The organism is Pseudomonas fluorescens (genome assembly GCF_018614775.1).
Lineage (GTDB): Bacteria > Pseudomonadota > Gammaproteobacteria > Pseudomonadales > Pseudomonadaceae > Aquipseudomonas > Aquipseudomonas fluorescens_BY.
In genome coordinates this window covers 1-15,031 of sequence record NZ_JAGGOF010000121.1, presented here as the reverse complement: position 1 = coordinate 15,031, position 15,031 = coordinate 1, and the positions used below count along the sequence as shown (strand labels likewise).

Here is a 15,031-nt window from a genome sequence, read left to right as displayed (position 1 = left end):
TAGTGACGCTCCGCGTGGGAACGATCAACTGACCCACGAGCATCCTGAGCTAAGCCCCCACCCGCGCCTGCAAACTCAGGTGCGCCCGCTCCCCCGGCGCCAGGCACAGGCTGTCGGTGCCGCCGCTGGCCGCTTCGACGCAAACGAACTCATTGACCTCATCCCAGCTCACCCCCAGCAGGGGCCGTGCGCCGGGGTGCCACACCACCGTGTCGGCACTGTCGCCGGTGTCGATGCACAATTCGCGCTGCCAGGCGTGGTCCTTCAGCTGCAACTCTCCATCGTGCTGGAACACCCGCTGACAGCCACCATCGACCCGCAGCTCGCCCTCCTGCTGGCAAACCTCGCGGCTCAACTGGTCGTAACCCTGGGCACCTTCGAGCCCAGACAGCGCTACCTCACCAACGTCGCCAATACGCCAATAAGCATGCAAAGCCTGGCTCAATTGGCATGGCAGGCTGTCCTGGTGCTCGGTGCTCAGGCGCAATTCCATGCGCTCGCCCAGGTCCGCATGCAGGTCCACTTGCCAATCGCACAGCTGCAACTGCCAGTGCAAATGCACACCGTCGTCATCGCTGCGGCTGTCGAGCAGTTTCCAGTCGATCAGGCGCGCCCACCCGTGGGACGGCCAGGCGTTTTCGCTGGGATGGCGGCCATACCACGGCCAGCACACCGGCACTCCGCCGCGTATCGCGCCGACTTGCGGCCATTTGGCCGCGCACCACAACCAGGGCTTCTGGCCGCGTGGTTGAAAGTGCAACAACTGCGCGCCCTGGCGGCTGAACACTGCCTGGCACAGCGGGTGATCGATCACCAGCACATCACGCTGCCGGTAGCGCTCCCAGGCAAACACCGGGCGCTCGCGCAAGGATCTGAAAAAGCGTTGTAGCGGATGCTCATGCATGAGCCGCAGTCCTGGAAGTCATTGAACTCTCGACGGGGTGAAGCATGCTTTTGTGGCGAGGTGGTTTTATGTGGGAGCAAAGCTTGCTCGCGACACAGGCGCCTCGGTTCAGGGGCAAAAACGCATTAACTTCATCGCGGGCAAGCCTTGCTCCCACACGTTGCTCCCTATTCTGGATGAACGCCCCAAAAAAAGCGGACAGCCTTGGCTGTCCGCAAATATGCGCACATAGAGAGGAGCTTATCGCAACAACGTTAGAACACCGACTGAATTTTCAGGCCGGCCACCAGGGCGTTGTCGACTTCATCAACGCCACCTGGGTGGGTGATGTATTGCAGGTTGGGACGTACGGTCAGCCAGTTGGTGACGTGAACGCCGTAGTTCAGCTCGTAGTTGTACTCAGTGGTACGCAACGGTGCGAACAGTGGGTCGTTGTAGTCGGTGACGCCATTGGCATCGTTGGTCAGCTCGGCGTTTTTCTTCACGTCATCGTTGACATGGATACGGGAGAAACCGATGCCGATGTCATCTTTAGGACGTGCATCGAACGGCCCCTTGTACACGAACATCAGCGACTGGTAGTTGTCGACGAAGTTGGTGTCCTTGTCGTGGAAGGTCGCGTTGGCGGCGATGTTCAGGCCGCGGGACGCATCACCGTTGTGGGTGGTGAGTTGCTGTTGCGCAACGAACCAGTAGCCGTGCTTGCTGTTGTGGCTGCGATAGGCGTTGCCGGTGGTCGCGGCATCGTCACCGTTGTCGTCTTCACGGACGTCATTGGCGTCAGCCGTGCTCTTGTAGTAACCGACCCGGTATTCGCCCGGCAGGCTGTTGACCTTCGGCGACCAGACCAGCTCGACCGGGATCACGGTGCCCTTGGTGCCACTGCCGCTGAGCTTGAAGCCGTTACCGTGCTCCAACTGCGAAGGGTTCTGGTTGTACGCGCCGATCTGCGCATAGAACTCAGGGGTGATGTTGTACTTCACACGCAGCGCGGCTTGCATGACCGGCCAGTTGTACCAGATACCGGTGGCCCAGTTACCCGCCTGGGAACCGCAGAATGCCAGGTTCTGGAACTCGCAAGGGAAGGTGTTGAAGTCTTCGCCTTCGCCGAAGTAACCGGCCTTGACGTCCAGTTTGCCGTCGAGGAACTGGTGCTTGATCCACAGCTGGGTCAGACGGACCATGTGGCCACGGCCGTAGACTTCCTGGGAGGAGCTCAAGGTGCCGGCACGCGGGTCGCCAACGCGGTCGTTGGAGATGTTTTCACCGTTACGGTTGGTCAGCTGGATCTTGGCCTGGGTGTTATCCCAGCCCCACAGCTTTTGCAGGTCCAGCGCCACGCCCAGGCCAAACTGGTCGGCGTAACGCGCTGTCTTGTCGTCGTTGTAGCCACCGTGCAGGTTGCCACCCACTTCACCGACATAGTCAGCCTTGATGTCGATACCCTGCTCGATCAGCCTGGTCCGCTCACCACCCCAGTCACCCGTCATCCACTGCGAATCGGCGCTGAACGCGTCGGCCGCCTGTGCGCTACCCACCAGCATCATCGCCGCAACGGCTGACAACTGGCAGATAAGCTTGGTATTGTTTTTCTTCTTCATCCCTACATTCCTCGTCTTATTGTTATTTACTGTTTTTATTTTTTCTAACGCGGTTTACAACGATTGCGGTGGGTGGTCCCCCATCCACCGCATACCCCTTGCCGGGGAAGCAAGCCTTGCTCTCACAGACCCACTCCCTCCTCCATCTCTCAGCGGCCCTTGAACTGAGCCACGTTCGGCGCTCGCCCTTCGGCTTGCGCCTGACCAGCCATACCCAAGCGTTCACCGGTCTGCGCGTCAAATAGTAATACTTTTTGAGGGTCAAACTGAAGCGTCATGTTTTCCCCGGCCTGCGGCGCCACGTCCGGCGCCAGGCGGCAGCAAACCTTGGTGTCATTTAGACTGACGAATACCAGGGTGTCCGGCCCGGTAGGCTCGGTGACCTGGACTTCTGCCCGGATGGTCGGCAAGCCGTTGGGCTCGCTACCGGCCAGCACGATCTGTTCCGGGCGCATGCCGAGAATCACCTCGCGGTCTTCCAGGCCGGCGTCCTGCATGCCCAGCGGCAGCTCGCAACGGGCCTGGCCGCTGTCGAGCAGTGCCAGCAGGCGACCGTCCTTTCGTTGCAGGCGCAGCGGGATGAAGTTCATCGGCGGCGAACCGATGAAGCTCGCCACGAACAGGTTGGCCGGGTTGGTGTAGATGTCTTTCGGCGTGCCGAACTGCTGGATGATCCCGTCCTTCATCACCGCCACTTTGTCGCCTAGGGTCATGGCTTCGATCTGGTCGTGGGTCACGTAGACCGTGGTGGTTTTCAGGCGCTGGTGCATCAGTTTCATTTCGGTGCGCATCTCGACCCGCAGCTTGGCGTCGAGGTTGGACAGCGGTTCGTCGAACAGGTAGATCTTCGGCCGCCGCGCCAGTGCCCGGCCCATGGCCACGCGCTGTTGCTGACCACCGGAAAGCTGGCCGGGCTTGCGATTGAGCAGGTGCTCGATCTGCAACAGCTTGGCCACGCGGGCGACTTCTTCGTCGATGGCGGACTGGCTCATCTTGCGGATCTTCAAGCCGAACTCGATGTTCTCGCGCACGCTCATGGTCGGGTACAGCGCGTAGGACTGGAACACCATGGCGATGTCGCGATCCTTCGGGCTCATGCCGCTGACGTCCTGGTCACCGATCATGATCGCGCCGCCGGTGATGGTTTCGAGGCCGGCGATGCAGTTCATCAGTGTCGACTTGCCGCAACCCGAAGGGCCGACGAGGATCAGGAACTCACCGTCCTTGATCGACAACTCGATGTTCTTCAGGGTATCCGGCAGGCCGGCACCGTAGGTCTTGTTTACGTTACGAAGTTCGAGCGTTGCCATGATTACCCCTTGACTGCGCCGGCCGTCAGGCCGCGCACGAAATACTTGCCTGCCACTACATAGACCAGCAGGGTCGGCAGCCCGGCGATCATCGCCGCTGCCATATCAACGTTGTATTCCTTGGCCCCGGTGCTGGTGTTGACCAGGTTGTTCAGCGCCACCGTGATGGGCTGGGAGTCGCCGCTGGAGAACACCACGCCGAACAGGAAGTCGTTCCAGATCTGCGTGAACTGCCAGATCAGGCAGACCATGATGATCGGGGTGGACATCGGCAGGATGATCCGCCGGAAGATCGTGAAGAACCCCGCGCCGTCCAGGCGCGCAGCCTTCACCAGCGCATCCGGAATGCTGACGTAGTAGTTACGGAAAAACAGCGTGGTGAACGCCAGGCCGTAGACCACGTGCACGAACACCAGGCCAGTAGTGGTGCTGGCCAGGCCCATCTTGCCGAGGGTGAACGAGGCCGGCAGCAGCACGGTCTGGAACGGCAGGAAGCAGCCGAACAGCAACAGGCCGAAGAACAACTGCGAACCGCGAAAACGCCACATCGACAGCACATAGCCGTTCAACGCACCGATGGCGGTGGAGATCAGGACCGCCGGGACGGTGATCTTGATCGAGTTCCAGAAGTAGCCGTTGACCGTCGCCCAGGCCTTGACCCAACCGATGCCACTGACCACGGTCGGCCAGCTCAACAGGTTGCCGGTGCTGATGTCTTCCGGCGTCTTGAAGCTGGTCAACAGCATGACCACCAAGGGCACCAGGTAAAGCAGGACGGCGAGGATCAACACCGCGTAGATCGCGATGCGACTCAGGCTGATGGCAGGTTTGGTAGCGAGACTAGTCATGACGCTTGGTCCTCAGCTCGGAGTACAGGTAAGGCACGATGATCGCGAGAATCGCACCGAGCATCAGGATTGCGCTGGCCGAGCCCATGCCCATCTGGCCACGGCTGAAGGTGAACGAATACATGAACATGGCGGGCAGGTCGGAGGAGTAACCCGGACCGCCGGCCGTCATCGCCGCCACCAGATCGAAACTCTTGATCGCGATGTGCGCCAGGATCATCACGGCGCTGAAGAACACCGGACGCAGGCTGGGCAGCACCACTTTCCAGTAGATGCGCGGCATGCTCGCGCCATCGATCTGCGCGGCGCGGATGATCGATTGATCAACACCACGCAGGCCCGCCAGGAACATCGCCATGATGAAGCCCGAGGCCTGCCATACGGCAGCGATCACCAGGCAGTACACGACGCGGTCAGGGTCGATCAGCCAGTCGAGACGGAAGCCTTCCCAGCCCCAGTCACGCAACAATTTGTCCAGGCCCATGCCCGGGTTGAGCAACCATTTCCAGGCCGTACCGGTAACGATCATCGAGAGCGCCATCGGGTACAGGTAAATGGTGCGGATGAAGCCTTCGCGACGGATGCGCTGGTCGAGAAACACCGCCAGCAGCACGCCGATCACCAGGGTGATGCCAATGAACATGCCGCCGAAGAGTGCGAGGTTCTTGCTCGCCACCCACCAGCGATCGTTGTCCATCAACCGCGCGTATTGCGCCAGGCCAGCCCATTTGTAGTTCGGCAAGAAGGTCGAGGTGGTGAACGACAGAACGAACGTCCACAAGATATAGCCATAGAAGCCCACCAGCACGATGAACATGCTCGGCGCCAGCACCAGTTTTGGCAGCCAGCGTTGCAGCACATCGAACGGCGAGGCCTTGCTGAACACAGCAACAGAACTCATGGGAAGATCCAGTACAGGGATTGGAAACTACAGTGATATCCCTTGTGGGAGCGGGCTTGCTCGCGAAAGCGGAGTGTCAATCCATACACGGTTGCCTGACACTCCGCTTTCGCGAGCAAGCCCGCTCCCACAGGGTTAACGGTTACTTGGCCGACTGCACCGCAGCGCCCAGCTTCCTGGCGGCATCGGCCGGGTCGGCTTTCGGGTCGTTGATGTAGTTGGTCACGACATCAAAGAACGCGCCCTGCACCGCCAGCGTGGTCGCCATGTTGTGCGCCATGCTCGGCTGCAAGCCGCCGGACTTGGCGTCCGCCAGGAAGTCCTTGGCTGCGGTCTGGGCGCAGGAATCGAAACCGTACTTGGCCATGTCGCCCAGCATGTCGTTGCGCACCGGGATCGAACCCTTGTTGATGCTGAAGACTTTCTGGAAGTTTTCGCCCAGCACGACCTTGGCGATATCCTGCTGGCCGGCTGCAGTGCCTTTGTCCTTCTGCTTGAACACCGCCAGGGAGTCGATGTTGTAGGTGAAGGCCTTGTCGGTGCCCGGGAAGGCTACGCACTCGTAGTCCTTGCCGGCGACTTTCTTGGCGGCGGTCCATTCGCTCTTGGCCCAGTCACCCATGATCTGCATGCCGGCCTTGCCGTTGATGACCTTGGCCGCTTCCAGGTTCCAGTCCTGACCCTTGCCGTCGGCGTCCATGTAGGTCGCGACTTTCTTCAGTTCGGTCAGGGACTTGACCATTTCAGGACCGGTCAGCGCAGCGTTGTCCAGGTCGACCAGGGCTTTCTTGTAGCCATCCGCGCCCATGACCGAAAGCACCACGGCTTCGAACACGGTGCTGTCCTGCCAAGGCTGGCCGCCGTGGGCCAGCGGGATGAAACCCGCGGCCTTGAGCTTGTCGCCGGCGGCGTAGAATTCTTCGAGGGTGGTCGGGTTTTTCGTGATGCCGGCTTTCTTGAAGACTTCAGGGTTGATCCACAGCCAGTTGACACGGTGGATGTTCACCGGCACGGCCACGTAGTCACCGTCGTACTTCACGGTATCGGAGACTTTCTTGTCGAGCAGGCTGTCCCACTTCTCTGCCTTGGCAACGTCCTTGAGCGCGTCGCTGTCGAGCAGGCCGGTAGACGCCCATTCCTGGATGTCCGGGCCCTTGATCTGGGCCACGCCCGGTGGGTTGCCGGCCACGGCACGGCTCTTGAGCACGGTCATGGCCGTGGAACCGCCACCCCCGGCGACTGCGCCGTCCTTCCAGGCAAAGCCATCTTTTTCTACCTGGGCCTTGAGCACATCGACCGCGGCTTTTTCGCCACCCGACGTCCACCAGTGAACGACTTCCACCGTACCTTTGGATTCGGCGGCAAGGGTGCTGACAGGGAACGCTGTGACGGGAAGCAGGGATGCAAGAGAAATGACAGTAGCGAGGCGAGAAATCGCATTCATCTAGAAGTACCTTTCTTGTTGTTATGCATGCAAGTCTGGTGCTTGCGCTGCATGGATTCTAATCAGAGGGAATCCCTTCGCGGGTAACGAAGGGACGCGTAAATGTCACGACATGGTTACACAGGTGAAGGGCAGGACAAGCGTGCCAGAGCCGTTGCCATGCTCGGTGCCAGGGGCAGGCGCGGGATCAACACCGCCTGCCAGGCGTGATACAGGTCCGGTTTGCCCGGCCAGATATCGGCGCTGGGGCGGTTCTGCGGATCGAGTTCGTGATGCCAACTGCCGTTGCAGCGGTCGATGAAATGTTTGTCACAGAATTCCCAGAAGGTTCGGTACCAGGCCTCGTATTTCGCCTCGTCGGTGCGCTTGAGCAGTGCACTGGCGGCAGCCGCCGCCTCGGCGTGCACCCAATGCAGGCGATGGCGAACCACGGCGCGGTTGTCCCAGTCGAGGGTGTAGACAAGGCCAGGCGCACCGTCGACGTCCCAACCGTGGCGGCAGTTCTGGTCGAAGAGTTTTTGTGCATCCTGAGCCAGCCAACCCGGCGTGAGCATACCGATCCGGACCCGCGCCGCCTCAAGGTGCAGCAGCAGCCGCGCCCACTCGAAACCGTGACCGGGGGTGGTGCCGTAAGGGCGGAAACCATCGGCGGGATTGTCGTGGTTGTATTCGCGCAGGGGCTGCCAGTGGCGGTCGAAATGTTCCACCACCAGGTAGTCGTTGGCGGCGGCATGTCCATGGATCACCCGTTCGACGATGCGCAGGGCGCGCGCCAGCCAGCGCGGGTCGTCCGTGGCATCGGCCAGGGCCAGGAACGCTTCGGTGGCGTGCATGTTGCTGTTGGCACCGCGATAGGCCTCCTCCACGCTCCAGTCGCGATTGAAGGATTCGCGCAAGGCGCCCTCTTCTTCGCTCCAGAAGTGCGCGTCAATGATCCGCACCGCCTCGTCCAGTAACGCCTGGGCACCGGGACGCTGGGCGACCACGGCGGAACTCGCGGCCAGGGCAACGAAAGCATGCAGATAGGCGGCCTTGCCGGTTTGGTCTTCAGCCGGTTGCGCAGTGGCGAACCAGCCACCGTGCTCGGCGTCGCGCAAGGGACCGCTGAGGGCCTGGACCCCGTGATCCACCAGTTCGGCAAACCCCGGCAGGCCCTGGATGTGGGCCATGGCGAAGCTGTGGGTCATGCGCGCGGTGTTCATGGTTTCGGCCCGGGCATCGGCCGCCAGGCGACCCAGGTCATCGAGGTTGCCAAAGCCGTCCGGCAGCTTCGACGCCTTGGCAAACGCCAGCAATCGCAAGCCTTCCGCGGCGAGCCAATGCTGGTGGGCAGGCGCGTTCAGCCAACTGCTGAAGGCCGGTTGAAAGGTGTCCATCGGCGGTCCCTTTTTTGTTGTTATGACGCGGGGAGTCTAAACAAGGGAGGACGGCGGACAGGTAACGAAAGGGGCGAGTTATGTCACTGGCCTGTGACAATTAGCTGGGGGATGGGGTGTAGCGGCTGACGCCTTCGCGAGCAAGCCCGCTCCCACAGGGATTTGTGGAACACCTGAGATCCAGTGTGGGAGCGGGCTTGCTCGCGAAGAACGATAACGCGGCCTGATCAATCCACACTGCGAGGCAGTTGCAAGGTCACCCGCAACCCGCCCTCGCGAAGGTTCTGCAGACTCACCTCGCCGCCATGGCTGTGGGCGATGTTGCGGGCGATGCCGAGCCCCAAGCCATAGCCTTGCTGCTGCCCAGCGAGGCGGAAGTGCGGTTCGAAGACTTGCTCAAGGCGCTGTTCCGGCACACCCGGCCCCTCGTCATCGACGTGCAGGATGAACGCACTGTCATCGTCCTCGATGTGCAGGTGGGCGTTCTGGCCATATTTCAGGGCGTTGTCGATCAGGTTGCCAATGCAGCGTTTGAGCGCCAGCGGTTTGCCGTGATACGGCGCCAGCGCCCGACCATCCTGGGTCACCCGGCCGTTGCCGTTGGGCGCCAGGTAAGGTTCGACCAGGCAATCGAGCACATGATTGAGGTCCACCGGCTCGATGTTTTCATGGATGTCGGTGTCTTTGACGCATTGCAGCGCGCCTTTGACCAGCAACTCCAATTCATCAAGGTCACGGCCGAACTTGGCCTGCAGGTTTTCGTCCTCCAGCAGCTCGACCCGCAGCCGCAACCGCGTGATCGGTGTGCGCAAGTCATGGGAAATCGCGCTGAACAACTGGCTGCGTTCGGTCAGATAACGGCTGATGCGTTCGCGCATGGCGTTGAACGCCCGCCCCACCTCCACCACTTCGCTGCCACCGCCCTCGGCCACCGGTTCCACTTCAGCGCCGAGGGACATGTCGCGCGCCGCCCGGGCCAAGCGCTTGAGGGGTCGGCTCTGCCAATGCACCAGCAAGCCGATGAACAGCAGCAACAGGCTGCTGGTGAGCACAATGAAGCCCACCTGTTGCTTGGGCAGGTCCTGCTCTTCGAGGGCGGTGTAGGGTTCGGGCAGCAGCGAGGCGATGTACAACCACTCGCCCGGCGCCATCTGGATCTGGGTGACCAGCACCGGCGGGTTCACCGGTTCCAGCGTCAAGGCGTAGTGGGCCCAGGAGCGCGGCAGTTCATCGAGCTTCAGCCCGCCGTTGAAAATCCGCAAATCCTCGGGGCTGACAAACTTCACCGAAATGTCGGCGTTGTTACCCAGGGAGCGGCGCAACACCTCGTCCACGGCCTTGAGTACCGCCAGTTTGCGCGGCGTGACCGGCAGCACGTCCATGCCCAGGGGCTTGTCGTTCAGCGTGACGACGAACCGGGTACCGCCCATGCTGCGCAGTTGGTCGAGCACCAAGGGCCGGTAAGCCACCGGCAACGAGCGCAGATAGCTGACGCTGGCGGTCATCGAATGGGCGAGGCTGCGGGCGGCGGTGACCAGGCCTTCGAGCTGGGTGGCGCGCAATTGCGACACCCAGATCACGCTGGACAGCGTCTGCGCGAACAGCACCACCAGCAAGGTCAGCAACAGCATCCGCCCGAGCAGCGAGCGCGGCACCGGCACCCGCCGGGCGACTTTTCCTACCCATTCAATGACCATTGCTGGCAACCACACTGGCTGCCAATTGATAACCACTGCCGCGCACCGTGCGGATCAGCCGTGGCGGCTTGTCGGTGTCGCGCAGGCGCTGGCGCAGGCGGCTGACGGCCATGTCGACGATCCGGTCCAGGGGCATCAGTTCACGGCCACGGGTCGCGTTGCCGATGGTGTCGCGGTCGAGGATTTCCTGGGGATGATCGAGAAACAGTTTGAGCAACGCGAAATCGGCGCCGGAGAGAATCACTTCCTCGCCGTCGGTGTGGAACAGTCGGTGGCTGACCATGTCCAGTCGCCATTCATCGAAGGCCAGCACTTCGCCACCGGAACGTTCCTGGCCGAATTGCGCCCGGCGCAGCAACGCCTTGATGCGCGCCTGCAATTCACGGGGGCTGAAGGGCTTGCCCAGGTAGTCATCGGCCCCCAGTTCAAGACCGATGACCCGGTCGGCCTCGTCGGAGCTGGCAGTGAGCATGATGATCGGCACATGCGCCTGGCGCGGATGCTGGCGAACCCAGCGGCACAGGCTGAAGCCGTCTTCATCGGGCAGCATCACGTCGAGAATCACCAGGTCGCTCGGCGCTTCGTTCAGCGCCTGGCGAAACCCGGCACCGTCCGGCGTGGTGCGCACCTGGAAACCCGCACGGCTGAGGTAGGTGTCCAGCAGTTCGCGAATCTCCTGGTCGTCGTCGACCAACAAAATCGATTTGTTTACTGAACTCACAGGGCCGCGTCCTTGTTGTTTGGATTAGGGCGGATTATGCCTGATGGATAAAGCCTGCAAACACTATGGGAAGCATGTGAAATCCCTGTGGGAGCGAGCTTGCTCGCGATGACGGTGTATCAGCCAGCATCAATGGCAACTGACACACCGTCATCGCGAGCAGGCTCGCTCCCACAGGTGACTGCATTTCAACCGGTTGACTGCTCCAGCGCCACACCCGCGCCCATCAGGCCGGAGTATGGCGCGGTGACCAGCCAGACCGGAATGCCCTTGAAGTAATCGCTCATGCAGCCCTTGTCGGCGAAGCAGCGGGCGAAACCGCTCTCCAGAAAGAAGTCGGCAAACCGCGGAACCACGCCGCCGACGATGTAGACACCGCCGCGGCCACCCACCGTCAGCACGTTGTTGCCAGCCACGCGCCCCAGCCAGCGGCAGAACTGCTCGAGCACTTCCAGGGCGATGGGGTCGCCGGCCAGGCCTGCGGCGGTAATGGACTCGGGGGTATCGAGCACCGGTTCATGGCCGTCCACCGCGCAGATGGCCCGGTACACCCGGGGCAAACCGCTGCCGCTCAAGGCGGTTTCGGCGCTGACGTGACCGATCTCGTTATAGATGTGTTGCCAGAGCTGGGTTTCCCGCGGGCTGCTCATCGGCAGGTCGACATGCCCGCCCTCCCCCGGCAACGCCGCGAACCGGCCCTGCCCCAGGTCCAGCAACGTGCCCACACCCAGCCCGGTACCCGGCCCGATCACCACCGCCGGGCGCGTCGGCTCCGGCGTGCCTTCGCACACCACCCGGTACTCATCGGGACGCAGGCAGGTCATGCCCAGGGCCATGGCCGAGAAGTCGTTGACCAGTAACAGCTTGTCCACCTGCAAGGTCTCGCAGAAAGCCAGGTTGCTCAGGCGCCAGTGATTGTTGGTGAAGCGAAACAGATCGCCAGACACCGGGCCGGCCACCGACAGGCACACCGAACCGATGGACCCCGGCCCCATGCCGAGGCCGCTGAGGTAGACCTTGATGGCATCCTCGGGACAGGCGTAATCCGCGGTCGCCAGCACCTGGATGTTTTCCAGGTTGTGGTTCTTCCACAGCGCGAAGCGTGCGTTGGTCCCACCGATGTCACCGACCAAAGCCAGTTTCAATTAATTGTCTCCAGGGCAGCAGTGAAGGCGCTGGCGCCCTGCTCTGCCGAGCTGAAGGCCATGCGCATGAAACCGAACAGCTCGCGGCCGGTGCCGATGTTGTTGCCCAACAGGCCTTTGGCCGGTTCGCGTGCGGCGAACTCCTCGGCGTCCACCTTCAGTTCCAGGGTGCCTTTGACGCCATCGACGCGGATGATATCGCCCTCCTGCACCCGGGCCAATGCACCCCCGACATACGCTTCCGGGCTGACGTGGATGGCCGCCGGGATTTTCCCCGAGGCGCCGGACATGCGCCCGTCGGTGACCAGCGCCACCTTGAAGCCGCGGTCCTGCAACGAACCGAGGAACGGGGTCATCTTGTGCAGCTCCGGCATGCCATTGGAGCACGGGCCCTGGAAGCGCATCACCGCGACAAAATCCTTCTCCAACAGGCCGGCCTTGAAGGCGTCCGCCAGGTCCTGCTGGTCCTGGAAGACCATCGCCGGTGCTTCGACGATCTGGTTCTCCAACGCCACGGCCGACACTTTCATCACGCCACGGCCGAGATTGCCCTCCATGACCCGCAACCCGCCTTCCGGCGAGAACGCGCGAGCCACCGGGCGCAGGATGGTTTCGTCGAGGCTTTCGATCGGACCGTCGCGCCACACCAGCTCGCCATCCTCGAGAAACGGCTCCTGGGTGTAGCGGCTCAGGCCGTGACCGAGCACGGTGTTGACGTTTTCATGGAGCAGGCCGGCTCCCAGCAGTTCGCGGATCAGGAACGACATGCCGCCCGCCGCCTGGAAGTGGTTGATGTCGGCCTTGCCGTTCGGGTAGACGTGGCTAAGGGTCGGCACCACCTCGGACAGGTCGGCCATGTCTTGCCAGGTCAACTGGATGCCCGCCGCCATGGCGATGGCCGGCATGTGCAGGGTGTGGTTGGTCGAGCCGCCAGTGGCGTGCAGGGCCACGATGGAGTTGACCAGCGAGCGCTCGTCGACGATCTCGCCGATGGGCATGAAGCTGCCGCTCTGCTTGGTCATGCGCGTGACCTGGAACGCCGCTTCGCGGGTCAGGGCGTCACGCAGTGGAGTGTTCGGGTTGACGAACGAGGCGCCCGGCAGGTGCAGGCCCATCACTTCCATCAGCAGCTGGTTGGTGTTGGCGGTGCCGTAGAAGGTGCAGGTGCCCGGACTGTGGTAGGACTTCATCTCCGACTCCAGCAGCTCTTCGCGGCTGGCCTTGCCCTCAGCGTAGCGCTGGCGCACGTCGGCTTTTTCCTTGTTGGAAATGCCCGAGACCATCGGCCCGCCCGGCACGAAGATCGTCGGCAGGTGACCGAAGCGCAGCGCCCCCATCATCAGGCCCGGCACGATCTTGTCGCAGATGCCGAGCATCAGCGCGCCATCGAACATGTTATGGGACAACGCCACCGCCGTGGACATCGCGATCACTTCGCGGCTCGGCAGGCTCAGTTCCATCCCCGCCTCGCCCTGGGTCACGCCGTCGCACATGGCCGGCGTGCCACCGGCGAACTGGCCGACCGAGCCGATCTCGCGCAAGGCTTTCTTGATCTGTTCCGGGAAGGTTTCGTAAGGCTGGTGGGCCGACAGCATGTCGTTATAGGACGAGACGATGGCGATGTTGGCGGCGTTCATCATCCGCAGGTGGTGCTTGTCCTCCGTGCCGCAACCGGCCACGCCGTGGGCGAAGTTGGCGCACTGCAATTTGCCGCGCATCGGCCCGTCGCTGGCTGCACCGCGAATCAATGCAAGGTAAGCCTGACGCGTGGCGCGGCTGCGGGCGATAAGCCGTTCGGTGACCTCAAGAACGCGGGGATGCATGTGTAGAACTCCAGGCTAACGGGTGTGGCGACCTGATTGTCTATGCTGGTCAAAAGCCTTCTGCCCATGAGGCGACAGACGGTTTCTGACCATTCGGACCGGTTGATTCAGGTCACTCGTTGTAGATAAAACAAAATATTGCCACTAAAAAGGCTTGTTTTCTATTTTTATGCGAATAATCTTGTAATTCCAACAACAAATCGACGGCGGCGCAGTTAATGACTCTTCGAATCGCAATCAATGGTTTTGGCCGCATCGGCCGCAACGTCCTCCGTGCACTGTATACCCAAGGCTATCGTCGCGACTTGCAGATCGTCGCCATCAACGACCTGGGTGACAGCGCAATCAATGCTCACCTGCTCAAGTACGACACCGTCCATGGCACCTTTGATGCCGACGTGCAGCACGATCATGAAAGCCTGACGGTCAATGGCGACCGCATCTCGGTCAGTGCCATCCGCAACCCGGCCGAACTGCCCTGGGCCGCCGAGAAGATCGACGTGGTGTTCGAATGCACCGGCCTGTTCACCGACCGCGCCAAGGCGGCCGCCCATATCAGCGCCGGCGCCCGCAAGGTGATCATTTCGGCCCCGGCCAAGGGTGCCGACGCCACGGTTGTGTATGGCGTGAACCACGACATCCTGCGCCAGTCCCACCAGATCATTTCCAACGCCTCGTGCACCACCAACTGCCTGGCCCCGGTGGCCCAGGTGCTGCACCGCGAGCTGGGCATCGAGAGTGGCCTGATGACCACCATCCATGCCTACACCAACGACCAGAACCTGACCGACGTCTACCACACCGACCCGTACCGCGCCCGTTCGGCCACCCAGAACATGATTCCGAGCAAGACCGGCGCGGCCGAAGCGGTCGGCCTGGTGCTGCCGGAACTGGCGGGCAAGCTGACCGGCATGGCCGTGCGTGTGCCGGTGATCAACGTGTCCCTGGTCGACCTCACCGTTCAGCTCAAGCGCGAAGCGTCGGCCGAAGAGGTCAACGAACTGCTGCGCCAGGCCAGCCAACACTCGAAGATCCTCGGCTACAACACCCTGCCGCTGGTCTCCAGTGACTTCAACCACAACCCGCTGTCGTCAATCTTCGACGCCAACCACACCAAGGCCAGCGGCAAGCTGCTCAAGGTACTGGCCTGGTACGACAACGAATGGGGCTTCTCCAACCGCATGCTGGATAACTGCCTGGCGTTGTGTAACGCGGAGTGACCAAACACGGTGTTGAACTCTTTGTGTGGGAGCGAGCCTGC

Annotated in this window: 12 protein-coding genes; 1 reads left to right on the top strand and 11 read right to left on the bottom strand. The window is 62.1% G+C overall.

Features of this window, described 5'->3' with window-relative positions:
* Positions 1 to 49: 49 nt before the first annotated feature.
* From J7E36_RS24765 to edd, 11 genes are all read right to left on the bottom strand, one after another.
* Entirely contained in the window at positions 50 to 904 is an 855-nt protein-coding gene (locus tag J7E36_RS24765; protein ID WP_215008929.1) for a D-hexose-6-phosphate mutarotase, read from the bottom strand.
* A 254-nt stretch (positions 905 to 1,158) separates the two neighbouring features.
* Positions 1,159 to 2,505, bottom strand: a complete 1,347-nt coding sequence (locus J7E36_RS24760) for a carbohydrate porin (RefSeq protein ID WP_215008928.1) — start codon at positions 2,503 to 2,505, stop codon at positions 1,159 to 1,161.
* Between the two features lie 149 nt (positions 2,506 to 2,654).
* On the bottom strand, positions 2,655 to 3,815 hold the full coding sequence (locus J7E36_RS24755) for an ABC transporter ATP-binding protein (protein ID WP_215008927.1): 1,161 nt from the start codon (positions 3,813 to 3,815) through the stop codon (positions 2,655 to 2,657).
* 2 nt (positions 3,816 to 3,817) lie between these two features.
* Positions 3,818 to 4,663, bottom strand: a complete 846-nt coding sequence (locus J7E36_RS24750; RefSeq protein WP_215008926.1) for a carbohydrate ABC transporter permease — start codon at positions 4,661 to 4,663, stop codon at positions 3,818 to 3,820.
* The gene (locus J7E36_RS24745) at positions 4,656 to 5,564 is read right to left on the bottom strand and encodes a carbohydrate ABC transporter permease (protein WP_215008925.1); all 909 of its coding nucleotides are present in this window, start codon (positions 5,562 to 5,564) and stop codon (positions 4,656 to 4,658) included. Before J7E36_RS24745 ends, J7E36_RS24750 begins: the two co-directional genes overlap by 8 nt.
* Before the next feature lie 142 nt (positions 5,565 to 5,706).
* Positions 5,707 to 7,008 (bottom strand): ABC transporter substrate-binding protein, encoded by a 1,302-nt coding sequence (locus tag J7E36_RS24740; protein WP_215008924.1) that lies wholly within the window; start codon positions 7,006 to 7,008, stop codon positions 5,707 to 5,709.
* A gap of 116 nt (positions 7,009 to 7,124) precedes the next feature.
* A complete protein-coding gene (locus J7E36_RS24735; protein ID WP_215008922.1) occupies positions 7,125 to 8,384 on the bottom strand; it encodes a D-mannose isomerase in 1,260 nt (419 codons plus the stop codon).
* A 227-nt stretch (positions 8,385 to 8,611) separates the two neighbouring features.
* A complete protein-coding gene (locus tag J7E36_RS24730; protein WP_215008920.1) occupies positions 8,612 to 10,081 on the bottom strand; it encodes an ATP-binding protein in 1,470 nt (489 codons plus the stop codon).
* Complete coding sequence (locus tag J7E36_RS24725) at positions 10,071 to 10,802, bottom strand: response regulator (RefSeq protein WP_025212240.1); 732 nt, start codon at positions 10,800 to 10,802, stop codon at positions 10,071 to 10,073. Before J7E36_RS24725 ends, J7E36_RS24730 begins: the two co-directional genes overlap by 11 nt.
* Positions 10,803 to 10,990: 188 nt before the next feature.
* Positions 10,991 to 11,947, bottom strand: a complete 957-nt coding sequence (locus tag J7E36_RS24720) for a glucokinase (RefSeq protein WP_215008919.1) — start codon at positions 11,945 to 11,947, stop codon at positions 10,991 to 10,993.
* The gene (edd, locus tag J7E36_RS24715) at positions 11,944 to 13,770 is read right to left on the bottom strand and encodes a phosphogluconate dehydratase (RefSeq protein ID WP_215008918.1); all 1,827 of its coding nucleotides are present in this window, start codon (positions 13,768 to 13,770) and stop codon (positions 11,944 to 11,946) included. The genes J7E36_RS24720 and edd overlap by 4 nt, the downstream gene beginning before the upstream one ends.
* Positions 13,771 to 13,988: 218 nt before the next feature.
* Between edd and gap the strand changes: the two genes are divergently transcribed.
* On the top strand, positions 13,989 to 14,990 hold the full coding sequence (gene gap, locus J7E36_RS24710; protein WP_215008917.1) for a type I glyceraldehyde-3-phosphate dehydrogenase: 1,002 nt from the start codon (positions 13,989 to 13,991) through the stop codon (positions 14,988 to 14,990).
* Positions 14,991 to 15,031 lie beyond the last annotated feature (41 nt).